The sequence below is a fragment of the Faecalibacterium sp. I4-1-79 genome, from assembly GCF_023347235.1.
Taxonomy (GTDB): Bacteria; Bacillota; Clostridia; order Oscillospirales; family Ruminococcaceae; genus Faecalibacterium; species Faecalibacterium tardum.
On record NZ_CP094467.1, the window covers coordinates 2,712,827 to 2,728,838 of the forward strand.

Here is a 16,012-nt window from a genome sequence, read left to right on the forward strand (position 1 = left end):
CGTTTTTATTTCGCCGGTAAACTTGACGGGGAAAATCCGAATGTGTGCAAAAACCGCGCACACTGCAAGGCCGCTTTTAAAAACCAGAGCAGCCTTTTTTCTATTTCCTCCCCTTTTGCGGGATTGATAAAAGCCCACAAGTGCGGTATACTGAATAGTACTTTATTTAAGAGAAGTAAGGAGGTGCGGCCCATGGCGATCGGTGTGCCCCGCCCACTGGCGATAGAAAAGCCGCAGGCCGTAGATCTTGTACAGGCGGCGCGGTATTTCGGTGCGCACGGCGAGCCGGACGCTGCCACGCTGGCACTGCTGCAAAAGTGCGCGGTGCCGCTGTTGGCGGCGGCGATGCCCCGGGCGGTGTGGCTGCTGGCAGACACCCCTGCCCTGACCGAGGCCGGTCTTCTGCCCGGCGAGGATGTGCACAAGCACCTGACCGGCTGCGGGCAGGCCATTCTGCTGGCGGTGACGCTGGGCCCCGGGGTGGATGCCCAGATCCGCCGGGCGGGCGTGGGCGATATTGCCGCCGGGGTAGCCTCCGATGCCTTGGGCAGCGCACTGGCCGAGCAGGCCGCCGATGCCGCCGAGGCACAGCTGCGCCAGTGGGCGGCGACCGAGGGAAAGTATCTGACCGGGCGCTTTTCGCCCGGCTACGGCGATTGGAACATCGCGGTGCAGCCGCTGGTGGCAGCGGCGCTGGACACGGTGCGCAAGGCCGGGCTGTGCGTCACCGACACCAACCTGATGACCCCGCGCAAGAGCGTGACCGCCCTGCTGGGGGTCAGCGACCACCCGGTAAAAGGACAACTGGCCGGGTGCGGCCATTGCGTGCTGCGCACCCGCTGCGAATACAGAAAGAGGGGAAAGACCTGTGCAAGTGAATGAACTTTTCAGACAGAGCAATACCATCCTGCTGGACGGCGGCATGGGCACCATGCTGCAAGCTGCCGGGCTCAAGCTGGGCGCACGCCCGGAAGAGCTGAACATCACCGACCCGGCGCTCATCGAGGGCATCCATGGGCAGTACGCTGCGGCGGGCAGCCGCATCGTCAACGCCAACACCTTCGGCGCTTCTGCCCACAAGCTGGCAGGTAGTGCTTACACGCTGGAGCAGGTCATCACCGCAGGCATTGAAAACTGCAAGCGCGCCTGTGCGCCCTACGGTGCGCTGACCGCGCTGGACGTGGGCCCGCTGGGCGAGCTGCTGGAACCCAGCGGAACGCTGGCCTTTGAGGATGCTGTGGCCGAGTATACCCGCATCGTCAAGGCGGGCGAAGCCGCCGGGGCAGACCTGATCTTTTTTGAGACCTACACCGACCTGTACGAGCTGAAAGCCGCTCTGCTGGCTGCCAAAGAGAATACCCATCTGCCCATTCTGGCCAGCATGAGCTTTGAAGCGGGCGGGCGCACCTTTACCGGCTGCACTGTGGAAAGTTTTGCCGCCACCGCCCGGGGCTTGGGCGCAGACGCCGTGGGCATCAACTGCTCACTGGGTCCCAAGGAGATCTTCCCCATGGCAAAGCGGCTGGCAGAAGCCGTGCCCGGCAACTTCCCGGTGTTCGTCAAGCCCAACGCCGGTCTGCCCCGGGCGGACGGCAGCGGCTACGACATCACCCCGCAGCTGTTCGCCTTGCAGATAAAGCCCTACCGGGAGCTGCACCTGTTTGCCGCCGGCGGCTGCTGCGGCACCACCCCGGAGTTCATCAAGCTGCTCAACGGCACCTTTGCAGGCTGCACCCCGGGACGTCCCGCGCACCGGATGCCCTCAGTGCTGTGCACCCCGGTGGACACGGTCACGGTAGACGGCATCACGGTGGTGGGCGAGCGCATCAACCCCACCGGCAAAAAGCGCTTCCAGCAGGCACTGCGGGAGGGCGACATGAACTATGTGCTGGAACAGGCCGTCAGTCAGGCAGAGGCTGGGGCTCAGATCCTGGACGTGAACGTGGGCGCGCCCGGCGTAGACGAGCCGGTGCTGATGGAACAGGTGGTCAAGGCTCTGCAAAGCGTGACCAGCCTGCCCCTGCAGCTGGACTCCTCCAATGTGGAGGCGCTGGCGCGGGGTCTGCGGGTATACAACGGCAAGCCCATCGTCAACTCCACCAACGGTGAGCCGGAAAAGCTTGCCGCCATCCTGCCGCTGTGCAAGAAGTACGGCGCTGCCATCGTGGGGCTGGCCATCGACGAAAAAGGCATCCAGCCCAAGGCCGCAGACCGCGTAGCCATTGCCCGCCGCATCACCGAGGCAGCGCTGGCGGCGGGAATCCCCCGGGAGGATATCTACATCGACTGCCTTACCCTGACCGCCAGCGCCCAGCAGGAGGATGTACTGGCCACGGTGCAGGCACTGGAAGCCTGCAAAAAGGAGCTGGGAGTGCGCACCGTGCTGGGCGTGTCCAACATCAGCTTTGGTCTGCCATGCCGCACCTACCTGAACACCACCTTCCTGACCATGGCCATGTACGCCGGGCTGGACCTTGCCATCATGAACCCTTCCAGCGAGGAGATGATGGCGGCGGTGTACGCCTACAACGTACTGACCAACCGGGACAAGCAGAGCACAAAGTACATCGAGCGCTTTGCCGACCGTGTGCCCGCCAGCACTGCGCTGGCACAGGCTGCAAAGGCCGTGCCTGCCGCCAGTGCCGCCGAAGCAGAACTTACCGGCCCATACGCCGCCCTGATGAAAGCGGTGGAAAAGGGCTTGAAAGGTGACGCCGCCGCCCATACCCGCGCCCTGCTGGCAGAAAAGCAGCCGCTGGAGGTGGTGGACGAAGCGTTGATCCCCGCCTTGGACATCGTGGGCACTAAATACGAAAAAGGCACCCTGTTCCTGCCGCAGCTGCTGCAGGCCGCCAGCGCCGCTCAGAGCGCCTTTGAGGAGATCAAGACCGCCATTGCCCAAAAGGGCGAGGGCAGCGCCAGCAAAGGTCGCATCGTCCTTGCCACCGTCAAGGGCGATGTGCACGACATTGGCAAAAACATCGTCCGGGTCATTCTGGAAAACTACGGCTTTGAGGTGCTGGACCTTGGCCGGGATGTGCCGGTGGAGACGGTGGTGGATACGGTGCGGGAAAAGGACGTGCATCTGGTAGGTCTTTCGGCCCTGATGACCACCACCCTGAAAAGCATGGAAGAGACCATCGCCGCCCTGCACGCCGCTAAGCTCGACTGCAAGATCATGGTGGGCGGTGCCGTGCTGACCCCGGAATACGCCGAGAAGATCGGCGCGGACTGGTACGCCAAGGACGCCAAGCGCAGCGCCGACATCGCCAAGGAGTTCTTTGGGGTGTAACGCGGAAAAATTATAGATTCAGACTGCTGAAGGGTGCGGACTTTTCAGCAGTCTTTTTTTATGGGCAGGGCGTTTATCGCAATTTTCAAAAACAGTGCCTGTCAAAACGGCATATTTGCGATATGCAGTTTGCGGATGTTGCCCAGGCATTACAAACGCAAACTGCAATATTTGCAAACTGTTCAAAATTACCACAAAAAATTGCCACGATTGTCTGGCATAATAAGGGTGCACTCAGGGAGAACGGAACGGACCTCCCCCATAACCTCCGAAAGGTTCTCCCCGCAAAAGCCCATGCAGGCACATTTTCCTGCGGGTGCGGCCGCAGCAGCGGCGCACAGCAGGCCCATAAAAAACTGTCTCCCGTTTCTATGCGAGGCAATAGCCAGAACGGCGGACAGACTACCAAATCCCTCCTGACCAAGCCGCAATGTTCAGGGGTTCCTATACAGCAGGCAGTGTCGCTTTCCTCCTCCTTTCCACGACACTGCCTGCTTTTTGTTTGCGCATTTTTCCGTGAAATACAGGCAGTCTCAAGGTCGGAATGTTGCCCTGCCGCCCGCTCCCCCGCATACAAAAACCGCCCCGGCTTCCTGTTACGGAAACCGGGGCGATTCATTTGCTTTATTTGTGCTTTTTCAAGCGCTCACGCAAAACCTTGCGGGGGTTCTCGATCGCAGCCTGAGCAGCGGTCAGGGCGTTCACAGCAATGACGTATTTTTCTTTTACCACGATGTACTCTCTTGATTTTCGCTCATGATTTTTCTGGATCTTCCGCGCGTAGTATCTGCAAAGGTTTCCTCTTCGCTGAATCGCAGCCAATAGGGATCTTCCATCCGGCAGGCATTGGTACGCTTAACAATTTCCCACGCATTGTAGTCCGGAAGGCCCATCATTTTCAGAATACCCTTGCAGTCCATCCGGTTTTTCGGAAAGATACGCTTCTTGGCCCAAACAACCACATCCACCAATGGAACTTTGCGTTTATCTCCGCTGAAAAGATTCAGTGGCAGATTATACTGCAGAACGCCCTCATTTGCGCAAAGATACTGTCCATCTTCGCTCAGGTGGGCGATTTCCTTTTTACCCTAAAAGCACTCTTGCCCTGCGCTGTACTTCTTTTTCGATCATCTTCAAGCGATTTGGCGGCAGATTATAACGTGTCGCTCTGCGGTCAAAGGTGTAGCGCACAGCGATTTCTCCTTTCATCCATGATCTTTTTCTTTATTATACGGCATCAGAATCCGAATGAAAAGCACCACCGTCATTCTGCACAAAATTCAATGATAAAATTTTATACCAAAAAATTCACAAAAATCGGGTTTACGGAGCCATTTTGCCGTTCCTCTCCGAATTTTGCTACAGATCTGCTACAAACTTGCTACAAACGACTGAAAAGGGGGCCTCCTACACGTTTCATTATCAATATGCAGAAGTGAATTTGTTTCACTTTTGTATATCAGAAAGCATGTAGATACAAGAAAAAGCCGTTTACCTTTTCAGGTAAACGGCCTTACGTTTGGTGGAGCATTGTCCACAGCACTCGAACCTAAAACCTCTTCACGGGTGACCGTTTTGGCATCGTCCGTGAAGTTGAAATTGAGCACGACCCGGTCATCAAAGACGTAGACCGAGTTGACAAAGGTATCAATGATCTGCCGCTGGTGTTTCACATTCTTTTAAAGCAGCACGAATCTTCTCCTTCTCATTACTGCCATCTGTACGAAGCCGCAGCAACGGGATGCCGCATTTTTCGAGGATTCGATTCTTTTTTTCATCCCGTATGGATTGTTGGCTTCCTGGCCGATGAAAACTTGTTCCATCCACTTCGATTGCCAAAATAGGCAGCTTATCCATTTTATAAAACATCAGAAAGTCAACATGAGTTGACAAATTCCGGGCATACCGAGTCTCTTCCTTCGTCAACTGGCTGTAATCTCTGATTAATGTTGCGAGCGAAACATGTACAGCGCAGCCAATGGAGGAAAACAATTTATCTGATAAAATCTCTTGAATCACAGAGTACATAAGGTTCTCCGAGTCATACTCAGATATTCGTTTGCGTTTTCTCAAATATGCTTTGCGCTGTTCAGCATATCCTTGATATAACAAATCAAACACGGAGTAGACCTGACTTTGAATAACGGCAAAGTTGTTGTATTCGATGTACCGTGTCAAATCACCGTAGTTTGTACGGTCATTGCGAGGGTCTTGTGATGTGACAACGGTAAGCGAGTGGATTGCCCGAGAAACTGCCACGTTTAGCATATGTGGGTCATCCACAAAATCCGTAATTATATTGTCAACGGAGGTCAAAATAATAGCATCCTGTTCACGTCCTTGGAATTTATGGACTGTATCTACTTCATAGTAGCCTCCAAGTTGTTTCCGAATGGCAGCGGCCTGATCTCGATATGGCGTGATAATCCCGATGCTTTGATAATTCTGCCGACGGAGCTGCGGGAGAATTTCTTGCTGAATGACATCAATCTGACGTTGGTTGATGTGCCCACGTGCGTGGTTTCCGGCGGCTGTTCGATACATAGTCAACACATCTGGTTCATCATTGTCCTCCGTCATTATAATCAGTTGACCAGCATAGAATTTCTGGTTGCAGAAGTTGATGATCTTAGGATGACAGCGATAATGTTCCCGAAGCAGCGTGACCGGGGCAGTTGGCCATGTCTCCAATGCAGAAGAGAGCAGGCTGTGTGTGGAAAAGTGATAGCGTTCAGCCAGAGAATAGGTCCGCCATATCGTTTCACTTCGTTGAATATCTGCCTCAGACAAGACATTGGGCAATTGATTCAAGTCCCCTACAATCACAATGTTTCGTGCACAGGAAAATGCCAGAACAGCCGTAGTTAAATCGACTTGGGATGCTTCATCTATGATGAGGTAATCGTAAACATAGTCTAAACTTAGTGTCCCCTTTATCGAATACGTTGTGCTGAGAATCACAGGGTACTCATGCGTAAATTCGCCTGAATTTCGGCGAAAGTCATTGCTTTCAAATCGTCTGCGGTTGGTTTTCCATTCATATTTCGCTGCCAGTTCTGCCTTGAATAGTTGAAATGATTTTTGCGTCAATTCATTCATTTTCTCGTCAAAAGCATATTGCCGCAGCTTGAGTGTAAGTTTCTGCCTTTCGTTTTCCAACTCCCGTCTTTTGGTAAGATAGAACTGGTTCTGCAAATAAGGAATTACCAACTCGGGCGTGTTTACAAATAGTTTGATTGCATCACGATTAAACCGAAATATAATGGACAGTTTTTGTAAAAGACCCAGCCGCTTTTTCTGCTCTATAAAATGTTCAAATTCCAGCCAGAGCTCCAATATTTTTTGAGATGAGAAGCAATCTAAATTGACTATTGGCTCTTCGTGATAGGTAGAATAATATTCCTTAAAATAGTGCTCTTCCGGATTCAACTGTAAAAGCTCCTGCTCAATTCTCGCAATACGATTTTTTGCAGTGAGCATTAGATTTAATTCTTGTGAAAGTGCTGTAATTTCTTGTTCCAACTGCTGCCGTTCGTCCAGCGGCAGTTCCCACTCCTCCATATTCGGATAAATACCTGACTGATCTGCAAGAAATTTCTGTTTGTTTGACAGACTTCCCAAAAATGCTGTTAAGAACGAAATGCCTTTCTTTTCTAGCTTTTCTGCAATATTATGCGTTGCTGAATTGTTGTTGGAAACAACTGCAACGGTTTTCTTGTCTCGAACAACATTTGCAATAATATTTAGAATCGTTTGCGTCTTACCTGTTCCGGGAGGGCCTTGAATAATGCTGATTTTGGACGAGAGAGCCTGCTCTACTGCCGTTTTTTGGCTTTGATTAAGTCCAAAGGGATAAATTATCGTTGAGGGACTCTCCGACATGGTTTGGCTCTTCTGTGGGTCAAGATAATTCGCTAGCACAGTGTCATCACTGACCTTGGAAATTTTACTATACTGCAAACGTAAAATATTGAGTCCGTTTTCTGTTACTAAACTAACGGCTTCAGCTGTTTCTGTAAAATAGCGGAAGACTTCTTTATTTTTGGTATCTGCCAAACAGTTTGGCTGAAGTTCCACATCATCTTTTGGAAAAGACAGTGGAAGTTTTCCGTCAAAAAGAATTCGATAATACGCTCCAAAATCTAAAATCGCTTGAACTGTATTAAGTTTCTTCCCCTTTGCGATTACAATAACACTGTCTGGGTCAATTGTTTTTTGCAGTGAAAGCACCTTGACATTTCTGTCTTGAAAACGATAGGTCTTATTGGGGGTGCTAACATAGATTACTTCACACATTCCATTGCAGAATCGGAAGCTTGCAACACAATCTGTCTGGTCCTTGCCTTTGATAAGGATCATTTGATTTCGGGTATCTGTGTCCATATGGCATCGCTATCCTTCATTTATATACACTCGTTGAACGAAGCGTTATATATTCCCTACATGTTAAATCAGATGGCTGGCGGTCACCTATTTTTTACGCTTAACTTCCTTTGCTGCCTAAATTCCTGAATAAAACGAAAAGGCCACTGGACAAATACCAGTGACCTACGTTTGGTGGAGCATTGTCCACAGCACTCGAACCCAACACTTCCTCACGGGTGACCGTTTTGGCATCATCCGTGAAGTTGAAATTGAGCACGACCCGGTCGTCAAAAACGTAGACCGAGTTGACAAAGGTATCAATGATCTGCCGCTGGTGTTCCATGTCCCTCATGTCACCCTTGCGGAATTTTTCAAACCAGAATCGCATCCATTCGCGGGTCAGGACTGGCTTTTTCAGCTCTTCTTCCAGAATGCTGGTGTTCAGGGCTTCCTTCCGGGCTTCCAGTTCGTCCAACCGCTGCTTGGTGGTCGGGGTCAGGATGCCCTGTTCAATGGCTTCCAGAAGGTTTGCGAGCCGTTTCTCCGTATCCCGGAGCTGGTCTTTCAGGACAGGCAGCCGGGTGTTCTCCTGCTGCTGGGCATCCATAATCAAATCTATCAGCCGTTCGATGATTTCATCGCTGAAGATCACCTTAATGGCGGTGTCCACCACGAACCGTTCCAGCGGTTCCTTGCGGATGGCTTTCAGGTCGCAGTGCGCCTTGCCGTGGCGTTTGGCGTTGCCGCACTTGTAGTAATAGTAGGTGTTTCCCATGTGGCTGGTGCCGCTTTCGCCGCCCATCAGGGTGCCGCACTTGCCACAGAACAGCTTAGTGGTCAGCAGATAGCTCACATCCTCTTTTGCAGGCCGACCATGGGCGATCCTGTTCTGCTCGAAACGCTGCTGCACCCGGTCGAACAAGTCCTTGTCAACAATGGCCGGAATGCCGCCCGGCGTCACAATGTCCTTGTAGCGGTATTCGCCGATGTAGCGGCGGTTGCGGAAGATCTGGAAGAAGCTGTTCTTCACGAACGGCTTCCCGGTGCGGGTACGCAGGCCGCGCTCGTTCAGGGAGGCGGCAATCTTCTCAGCCGGTTCGCCGTCGGCATACCGGGTGAAGATCTCTTGCACGATGGGAGCCGTTTCCGGGTCGATATGGTACAGCCTGTCCTCCTTGCCGATGGTGAAGCCCAGCGGCACCACACCGCCGTTGTACTTGCACTGGAGGGCGTTTTCGCGCTCACCGCGCGCCACTTTCAGGGCGAGTTCGGCGGAATAGTATTCCGCCATGCCAATCAGCATACTCTCCACCATAATGCCTTCAGGCCCCTGCGAGATGGGTTCCATGGCAGACACCAGATGGACACCGTTCTTTTCCAGCTGGTACTTGTAGTTCACGGCATCGAACCGATTCCGGGCAAAGCGGTCGAGTTTCCAGACCAGAACCACATCGAAGATTTTCTTTGCGCTGTCCTTAATCATCCGCTGGAAGTCCGGGCGGTCATCCGTCTTGGCAGAGTAGGCACGGTCGATGTAGGTGCCGACCACGGTGATGCCGTTCTTCTCGGCGTAGTCCTTGCAGTCGCGCAGTTGTCCTTCAATGGACGCTTCACGCTGGCTGTCGGATGAATAGCGGGCGTAAATCACGGCGGTCATAGTTGCACCTCCTTGGCAGCGTGTTCGGGTTGCCTTTATAGTATCGGGGCAAGCGCAGCTTGTCAACAATCTGCGAACAGATTGAAATGTGAAAATTGCGAAACGCAGCGAAAAAGCTGAGAGCAAGAATCGTCCCGTGGCCACAAATTTTCAATTCTTGAAAATTTCTTGTCCATCCGGGACTTCACTTCTTCAACTCATGTGAGTTTCCGAAGTGCTCTTGTTGGGGCGTGCCTGCCCCAAACCCTGCTGGAACGAGTACGGCAAACTGGAATTTCTCACTTTTTCATCTTAGGAGCAATAAGCAGCACCACTGTCACAAGAAAATATATACCATACAGTAACCAAGTAATTGTATTGTTCCAAGGGAAACTCTTTTCTGGATGGTTCAATGCAAACACTATAAATACAATAGCTACAATCAACATTATCACACCGATAATCCTTGATATACTCTTTTTCATGTAAAGCACCTCTTCGTCAAACTTGAAGTTGTTTATCCAAAATGAAATGGAATAACCATATCAAGTAAAACTGCAAGAACTATACTAATCGTTCCCATTAGCGCAGAACTCCTCAATGTGTCTCTCCTCAAAACAATAAGTCCAATAATAAAGACTATCACTTCCAAAACAGATTTTGCATTAAAATACCAGCATCCATATACAAAGCACATATTGAACAATACTGCCAAAATCAGCGCTGATAGTATAAATGCCAGTTTGCTTTTCCCCTTTGCATACCAACAGACAAAAGCCAATAATGGAGAAACAGCTGTAAATCCAAACCAAATCATCGCATAACTTCTTGGGAAAAATCCTGCAATATAGTTTGAATACAAATAGTAGCTTGCAACCATACCAACAAAGAATACAAAAACATTGATGCTTGCTCTTATTGCAGAATTGCTATAAATAGAAATACACAGTGCAATCAATATCCAGATTGCAAAACGCCCAAGAAAATTACCAATATCTAAAACTCCATTTATTGCCATAAGCACACCTGGAAGTTCAGTTTGACGAAAATCCAGATATTTTGAGAAAGTTCCCAAAGCTATTCCGAGAAACAATATCGCTATGGTATTTATAAGTTTTCTATTATTGGATATTGGATTTTCTGCATTCCTTATATCATTCAAAAAATTTATCATAATTACCCTCACAAATTCCGATTTACTGGGCTAAGCCGAGTATACCACACTCCACCATGAAAGAACACCCCGATATAGTGAAATTTTACCATTTTTCTGCGTACGTGCGTACACGCTCCGCAGGGATTCTAAGGGGCTTGACCCCTTGGCACACAGACTTTGGCACAAAGTCTAGTGTGTTACACCTTGTCAGAGGTGTACAGGCTCCCGGTACGCACGTACGCAGCGACTACTCCCAAACGTGCCATACAGGGGGACGACCAAGTTCGCACAAAGCGAACTTGATTCCTCAAAGCAAAAGGCAGGATACCACCGTCATAGTGATACCCTGCCTTTGCTCGTTTAACGCTCTGTGTAGTCCTTCCGCAGAACTTCCGATAAACAAAAAACGTACCCGAACCCTTTCTCGTAAAGAATCGGGTTCGAGTACGAGCTGTATGGTGGAGAATTAGGGACTCGAACCCCAGACCCCCTGCGTGTGATGCAGGTGCTCTAACCAGCTGAGCTAATCCTCCATATTCGCTTGTGTTGTGCGCTCCGAACTGGAACGTGATTATTATAGCACGGCATTTGCCGAAATGCAAGCCCTAATTTAAAATTATTTTACTTTTTTCGAAACACTTTCTCTGGCTGCAAAAATGGTGTGCCGACCACCGGGCGTGCAACATTACCGCCGGGCAGCCGCACCGGCTGCACCCTGCACAAAAATGTGCGGCAGGCTGTTGCTCTTTGCCTGCAAATCGTGTATACTTGGGGCAGAAAGCTGCATAAGAGAAATCGAGGGATGAATATGACACTTCGCGGGATCATCACGCTGGTAATATTGGCTGTGCTGTTTGCGCTGGCTGTGGTCTGGATCTCCAGACAGGGCGGCTGGAAGGGTGAGGGCTGCAACGGCAACTGTGCCTCCTGCCACAGCCATTGCGAGGACCCGGACGCCAAAAAGAAATAACCCAAAACAGGGCTGCTGCACGAAATACGGTGCAGCAGCCCTAGTTTATGTTTGTACGCCAAAAACGTCTGCGGACATTTCCGGGGCACTTTTCACGGTTATTTGCTCAGAACGCACCGCGCTGGGCGGCGTAGACAGCGATGGTGCTCAAAAGATCCTGCAACGCCTTCTGGTAGGTGGTGCGGCCGATGTGCAGCTGCTCTAAGATCTCGTCCTCCGGGCGCTGCTCAAAAAAACGCATCCGCAGCAGGTCTGCCCGCATGGGGTCATGCACCTGATAATAGTCGATGCCCTCATCAATGGCGCTTTGCCAGCGGCGGTTTTCCGGCGTGCGCGCCCAGTGGCGCTCGCCGTACTTGCGCAGGGCGTTCCGGGTCAGGTCTCGCTGTTCCGGTGTCACTGGCGCTTCCCCCTTTTGGGCAGCTCCAGCACCGCACTGCGCGAAAAGCGGTTCTCGGCATCGAAAAAGCAGGCGTCCCGCTCGGCCATCGTCAGGCCCAGCATGGTGGAAAGCCGCTCGGCTTCGTCCAGTTTGAACTGAGTCTCACCCAGCAGCTTGTGCCGCAGGGTGTTGCTGCTGATGTGCAGCACACTGGCCACATATTGCAGCTTGTAGCCGCTGTCTTGGATGTAGGTGTAGATCAGGTTCGTGTTTGCCATGGCTTCTCTCCTTTTTTGTAGTTCACCGTGTTTGCAACAATCATTGGTTGTATTATACTCCGTTGTTGATTTTCTGTCAACCTGTAATTCCCAAAACGCTCTGTAATTGTTGATTTTCAGGAAATTTTCTGCTATACTCAAAGCAGAAAACCGCGTTCCACACCACAACCCATAGTTTTCAGGAGAACTGTCATGTCCGATCTATCTACCCGTGTCCGTCTGCGCCGGGAGCAGCTTGGCCTTTCGCAGCAGGAGCTTGCCCGGCGCATGGGCTACCGCTCCCGTTCTTCCATCACCAAGCTGGAAAAAGGCATCAACGATCTGCCCCAGTCCAAGGTGGAGGAGCTGGCGCAGGCGCTGGAGACCACCCCCGCCGCCCTGCTGGGACTGGACGCGCCCTGCGCCTGCCCCTTGGGCTTTGAGCCGCTTCCTGCCATGGTGCAGGTGCCGCTGATCGGCTCCATCGCCTGCGGCACCCCCATCACCGCCGAGCAGAACATTGAATGCTATATCGGGGTGCCCGCCGCGTGGCATGCAGATTTTGCCCTGACCTGCCACGGCGACAGCATGTCGCCCACAATATGCAACGGAGACATCGTCTGCATCCGCTGCCAGCCCGAGGTGGAGCAGGGCGAGATCGCCGCTGTGCGGGTGGGCGAGGAAGCCACCCTCAAGCACTTCCACCGGCAGGGCGATGCCGTGATGCTGCTGGCGGATAATGCCGCCGTCTGCCCGCCCATGTTCTACGCCGGCGAGCAGCTTTCGGAGCTGCACATCGAGGGCAAGGCCGTGGGGCTTTGCCGCGGATTATAAGATAAGGAAAGAAAGGAGCAGCCTGTGTTCGGCAAAAAGAAAGTATCCTCCTACGACCCCGCCGCCCAGAAGCCGGTGCTGCGGTGCAGCATCTGCACCGGGGAGCAGGTGGCCGGATTTCAGGATCTGCACACCGGCCATTTTACCGAGGTGCAGCTGATCCGCAGCCCGCAGGAATTGCAGGCCTTCCGCAGCCGGTACGGCATCCCCGCCGACTGCCCCATTGAAAAGATCTATTGAGCAAGGAGTTCATCATGCAGCAGGCACCCGAAGCCATGACCCTGAAGGTCATTGCCCATATCCATACCGCCTTTCCCACCAAGTTCGGCATCCCGCGCCAGAGCGGGCTGGTAGAGGAGCTGCGGGGCGAGATCATCTTTACCCCGGAATACCGCAATCCCGACGCCCTGCGCGGGCTGGAGGATTTCAGCCACATCTGGCTGGTGTGGCAGTTTTCCGGCGCAGTGCGGGAAAGTTGGTCTCCTACCGTGCGCCCGCCGCGCCTTGGCGGCAACACCCGTGTGGGCGTTTTCGCCACCCGGTCGCCCTTCCGGCCGAACCCGTTGGGGCTTTCCAGCGTTAAGCTGGAAGCCATTGAGCAGCGCCCGGATGTGGGGCCGGTGCTCATCGTGCGCGGTGCCGACCTGATGGATGGCACCCCCATCTACGATATCAAGCCTTACATTCCCTACGCGGACTGTCACCCGGACGCCGCCGAGGGCTTTACCGGGCAGACCCGCACCCACCATCTGGAAGTCTCCTGCCCAGAGGCGTTGTGGCAGACCGTACCGGAGGCCGACCGCGCCGCTTTGCAGGGCGTGCTTGCCAGTGACCCCCGCCCCTCCTACCAGCACGACCCGCAGCGGGTGTACGGTATGGAGTTTGCCGGGCTGGAAGTGCATTTTACCGTGGACGGTGCTCAGCTCACCGTGCGGGACATCACCCTGTTATAAAAGGAGCCGTTCATGGAACTGCGGACTGTCAACACCTTTCTGCACATCGCTGAGCTGCACAGCTTTTCCCGCACTGCGCGGCAGCTGGGCTACTCGCAGTCGGCGGTGTCCTCCCAAATTGCACAGTTGGAAGCCGAGCTGGGCACCCCGCTGTTTGACCGCGTGGGCAAGACGGTGCGTCTGACCGATGCCGGGCAGACCTTTTTAGGCTACGCCCGCACCCTGCTGGAAACTGCCCAGCAGGCGCAGGCCGCCTTGCAGCCCGCCCAGCAGGTGCGGGGCAGCCTGCGCATCGCGCTGGCAGATTCCGTATGCAGCACCTTTTTGCCGGGGCTGTTGCAGCGCTACCATGCCCGCTGCCCGCAGGTGGAGCTGGTGCTGCACACAGCCAGCTCGGACGAGATGCTGCAATTACTGAGCACCAATCAGGTAGATCTTGTCTATACGCTGGACCAGCCTCTTTTGCAGCCTGCGCTGGTGCTGGCTGCGGATGTGCCGGAGCCGGTGTGTTTCATTGCACCGCCGCAGCATCCGCTGGCGCAGGAAAGCGTGCTCCCGCTGGACATTCTGCCACGGCAGGAGTTTCTGCTCACCGAGCGGGGCATGAGCTACCGGGACGCGCTGGACCAGTGCATGGCGGCGCACGGTCTTGCCATCCATCCCTATCTGGAGCTGGGCAGCGCCGCGCTGCTGTGCCAGATGGTAGAACAGGGCATGGGGCTTTCCTTTTTGCCGGAGTACATCGTGCGCAGCGCACTGGCGGAGGGCCGTCTGGCGCGGCTGAACGTGCCGGACTGCACCGTCATGATGCACCGGCAGCTGTTTTATCACCGGGATAAATGGGTGACCCCCCAGATGAACGTATTCATCGAGCTGGTGCGGCAGGGTACACAGATAAAATGATTGGGAATGCCAGAGCGTCTACAGACGCTCCGGCATTCCATTTTCACGAGATAGTTCACAAACGAAAGACCGCCGAAGGTTTCCCTTCGGCGGTCTTTCGTATGATAGGAGGATCAAAAATGATCTTTGCTAAGTCTTAGTTCAGGATGGTCTGCTCGGTCTCGATATCGAACAGGTGCACCTTATGGGGATCGAATGCAACGCGGACGGTGTCTCCGTTGCGAGCCTTGGAGGTGGGAGCAACACGAGCAGTCATCTTGTTGCCCTTGTACTCCAGATACAGGTAGATCTCAGCGCCCATCATTTCGGAAACATCGACCTGAGTATCCAGCTGGCAGTCGGTGTGCTTTGCCATAAACTCGGGCTCGTCATCGATATCCTCGGGACGGATGCCCATCTTGATCTTCTTGCCAACGTAGGAATCCAGCTTGCCGTCGGCGGTCTTTTCCTTGGGCAGGGGGATCACGTCGCCGCCCAGGTCAACACCGTACAACTCGCCCTTCTTGATCAGGGTGCCGTCCAGAAAGTTCATCTGAGGGCTGCCGATAAAGCCTGCAACGAACATATTGCAGGGCATATCGTACAGGTTCTGCGGGGTATCGACCTGCTGGATGATGCCATCCTTCATAACCACGATACGGTCGCCCATGGTCATAGCCTCGGTCTGGTCGTGGGTAACGTAGATGAAGGTGGTAGCCAGCTTCTTGTGCAGCTTGATGATCTCGGTGCGCATGGAGGTACGCAGCTTAGCATCCAGGTTGGACAGAGGCTCGTCCAGCAGGAAGACTGCCGGGTTACGAACCATTGCACGGCCCAGAGCAACACGCTGACGCTGACCACCGGACAGAGCCTTGGGCTTGCGATCCAGCAGGTGCTCGATCTCCAGGATCTTAGCAGCCTCGTGCACGCGCTTGTCGATCTCGTCCTTCGGGGTCTTGCGCAGCTCCAGACCGAAAGCGATGTTCTTGTAAACGGTCATGTGGGGGTACAGAGCGTAGCTTTGGAACACCATGGCGATATCACGATCCTTCGGGGGAACGTCATTGATCAGACGGCCGCCGATGTACATCTCGCCCTTGGAGATTTCCTCCAGACCGGCGATCATACGCAGGGTGGTGGACTTGCCGCAGCCAGAGGGGCCGACGAAGATGATGAACTCCTTATCCTGGATCTCCAGGTTGAAGTCGGTAACAGACGGGGCAGTTGCGCCCGGATAGATCTTGTAGATGTGCTGGCAGCTAATGGAAGCCATAATCGTTATCCT

General features: G+C 53.5%; 17 protein-coding genes and 1 tRNA gene. 7 read left to right on the top strand and 11 right to left on the bottom strand.

Features of this window, described 5'->3' with window-relative positions; genetic code table 11:
- Positions 1-192: 192 nt before the first annotated feature.
- Together MTP36_RS13335 and MTP36_RS13340 are read left to right on the top strand one after the other, a co-directional pair.
- Positions 193-882, top strand: a complete 690-nt coding sequence (locus MTP36_RS13335) for a methionine synthase (protein WP_249251289.1) — start codon at positions 193-195, stop codon at positions 880-882.
- Positions 869-3,292 (top strand): homocysteine S-methyltransferase family protein, encoded by a 2,424-nt coding sequence (locus tag MTP36_RS13340; protein WP_249251291.1) that lies wholly within the window; start codon positions 869-871, stop codon positions 3,290-3,292. Before MTP36_RS13335 ends, MTP36_RS13340 begins: the two co-directional genes overlap by 14 nt.
- Before the next feature lie 725 nt (positions 3,293-4,017).
- Here MTP36_RS13340 and MTP36_RS13345 read toward each other — a convergent pair.
- The 8 genes from MTP36_RS13345 to MTP36_RS13375 all read right to left on the bottom strand — a co-directional run bounded on the left by MTP36_RS13345 (position 4,018) and on the right by MTP36_RS13375 (position 10,982).
- Positions 4,018-4,263: a hypothetical protein gene (locus MTP36_RS13345; protein WP_249251293.1), complete on the bottom strand. Its 246-nt coding sequence runs from the start codon at positions 4,261-4,263 to the stop codon at positions 4,018-4,020.
- 112 nt (positions 4,264-4,375) lie between these two features.
- Entirely contained in the window at positions 4,376-4,501 is a 126-nt protein-coding gene (locus MTP36_RS15985; RefSeq protein WP_256466525.1) for a hypothetical protein, read from the bottom strand.
- 290 nt (positions 4,502-4,791) lie between these two features.
- Complete coding sequence (locus MTP36_RS13350; RefSeq protein ID WP_249251294.1) at positions 4,792-4,965, bottom strand: hypothetical protein; 174 nt, start codon at positions 4,963-4,965, stop codon at positions 4,792-4,794.
- Positions 4,940-7,651: an AAA domain-containing protein gene (locus tag MTP36_RS13355; protein ID WP_249251297.1), complete on the bottom strand. Its 2,712-nt coding sequence runs from the start codon at positions 7,649-7,651 to the stop codon at positions 4,940-4,942. Before MTP36_RS13355 ends, MTP36_RS13350 begins: the two co-directional genes overlap by 26 nt.
- Before the next feature lie 124 nt (positions 7,652-7,775).
- Entirely contained in the window at positions 7,776-9,314 is a 1,539-nt protein-coding gene (locus MTP36_RS13360; protein ID WP_249251299.1) for a recombinase family protein, read from the bottom strand.
- A 278-nt stretch (positions 9,315-9,592) separates the two neighbouring features.
- Positions 9,593-9,778 carry a hypothetical protein gene (locus MTP36_RS13365; RefSeq protein ID WP_118596638.1) on the bottom strand — a complete coding sequence of 62 codons (186 nt, stop codon included), beginning with the start codon at positions 9,776-9,778 and terminating at the stop codon, positions 9,593-9,595.
- A gap of 32 nt (positions 9,779-9,810) precedes the next feature.
- Positions 9,811-10,467 (bottom strand): hypothetical protein, encoded by a 657-nt coding sequence (locus tag MTP36_RS13370; RefSeq protein WP_004851532.1) that lies wholly within the window; start codon positions 10,465-10,467, stop codon positions 9,811-9,813.
- A gap of 438 nt (positions 10,468-10,905) precedes the next feature.
- A tRNA-Val gene (locus tag MTP36_RS13375) sits at positions 10,906-10,982 on the bottom strand.
- A gap of 128 nt (positions 10,983-11,110) precedes the next feature.
- Here MTP36_RS13375 and MTP36_RS13380 point away from each other — a divergent pair.
- Positions 11,111-11,419 (top strand): FeoB-associated Cys-rich membrane protein, encoded by a 309-nt coding sequence (locus MTP36_RS13380; RefSeq protein WP_249251301.1) that lies wholly within the window; start codon positions 11,111-11,113, stop codon positions 11,417-11,419.
- A 106-nt stretch (positions 11,420-11,525) separates the two neighbouring features.
- Here MTP36_RS13380 and MTP36_RS13385 read toward each other — a convergent pair whose 3' ends face one another.
- Together MTP36_RS13385 and MTP36_RS13390 are read right to left on the bottom strand one after the other, a co-directional pair.
- A complete protein-coding gene (locus tag MTP36_RS13385) occupies positions 11,526-11,819 on the bottom strand; it encodes a hypothetical protein (protein ID WP_055186265.1) in 294 nt (97 codons plus the stop codon).
- Entirely contained in the window at positions 11,816-12,079 is a 264-nt protein-coding gene (locus MTP36_RS13390) for an XRE family transcriptional regulator (RefSeq protein ID WP_249241334.1), read from the bottom strand. The genes MTP36_RS13385 and MTP36_RS13390 overlap by 4 nt, the downstream gene beginning before the upstream one ends.
- A 192-nt stretch (positions 12,080-12,271) precedes the next feature.
- On the opposite strand from MTP36_RS13390, the gene MTP36_RS13395 reads away from it, so the two are divergent.
- The 4 genes from MTP36_RS13395 to MTP36_RS13410 are packed head-to-tail and all read left to right on the top strand — an operon-like array spanning position 12,272 to position 14,748.
- Positions 12,272-12,892, top strand: a complete 621-nt coding sequence (locus tag MTP36_RS13395; RefSeq protein ID WP_055186264.1) for a LexA family protein — start codon at positions 12,272-12,274, stop codon at positions 12,890-12,892.
- Positions 12,893-12,916: 24 nt separating this feature from the next.
- Positions 12,917-13,132, top strand: coding sequence for a hypothetical protein (locus MTP36_RS13400; RefSeq protein WP_055186263.1), 216 nt, complete (start codon positions 12,917-12,919; stop codon positions 13,130-13,132).
- A 14-nt stretch (positions 13,133-13,146) separates the two neighbouring features.
- Positions 13,147-13,845, top strand: coding sequence for a tRNA (N6-threonylcarbamoyladenosine(37)-N6)-methyltransferase TrmO (tsaA, locus tag MTP36_RS13405; RefSeq protein WP_112090831.1), 699 nt, complete (start codon positions 13,147-13,149; stop codon positions 13,843-13,845).
- Positions 13,846-13,857: 12 nt separating this feature from the next.
- The gene (locus MTP36_RS13410) at positions 13,858-14,748 is read left to right on the top strand and encodes a LysR family transcriptional regulator (protein ID WP_249251303.1); all 891 of its coding nucleotides are present in this window, start codon (positions 13,858-13,860) and stop codon (positions 14,746-14,748) included.
- 136 nt (positions 14,749-14,884) lie between these two features.
- Here MTP36_RS13410 and MTP36_RS13415 read toward each other — a convergent pair whose 3' ends face one another.
- The gene (locus tag MTP36_RS13415) at positions 14,885-16,000 is read right to left on the bottom strand and encodes an ABC transporter ATP-binding protein (protein ID WP_249251305.1); all 1,116 of its coding nucleotides are present in this window, start codon (positions 15,998-16,000) and stop codon (positions 14,885-14,887) included.
- Positions 16,001-16,012 lie beyond the last annotated feature (12 nt).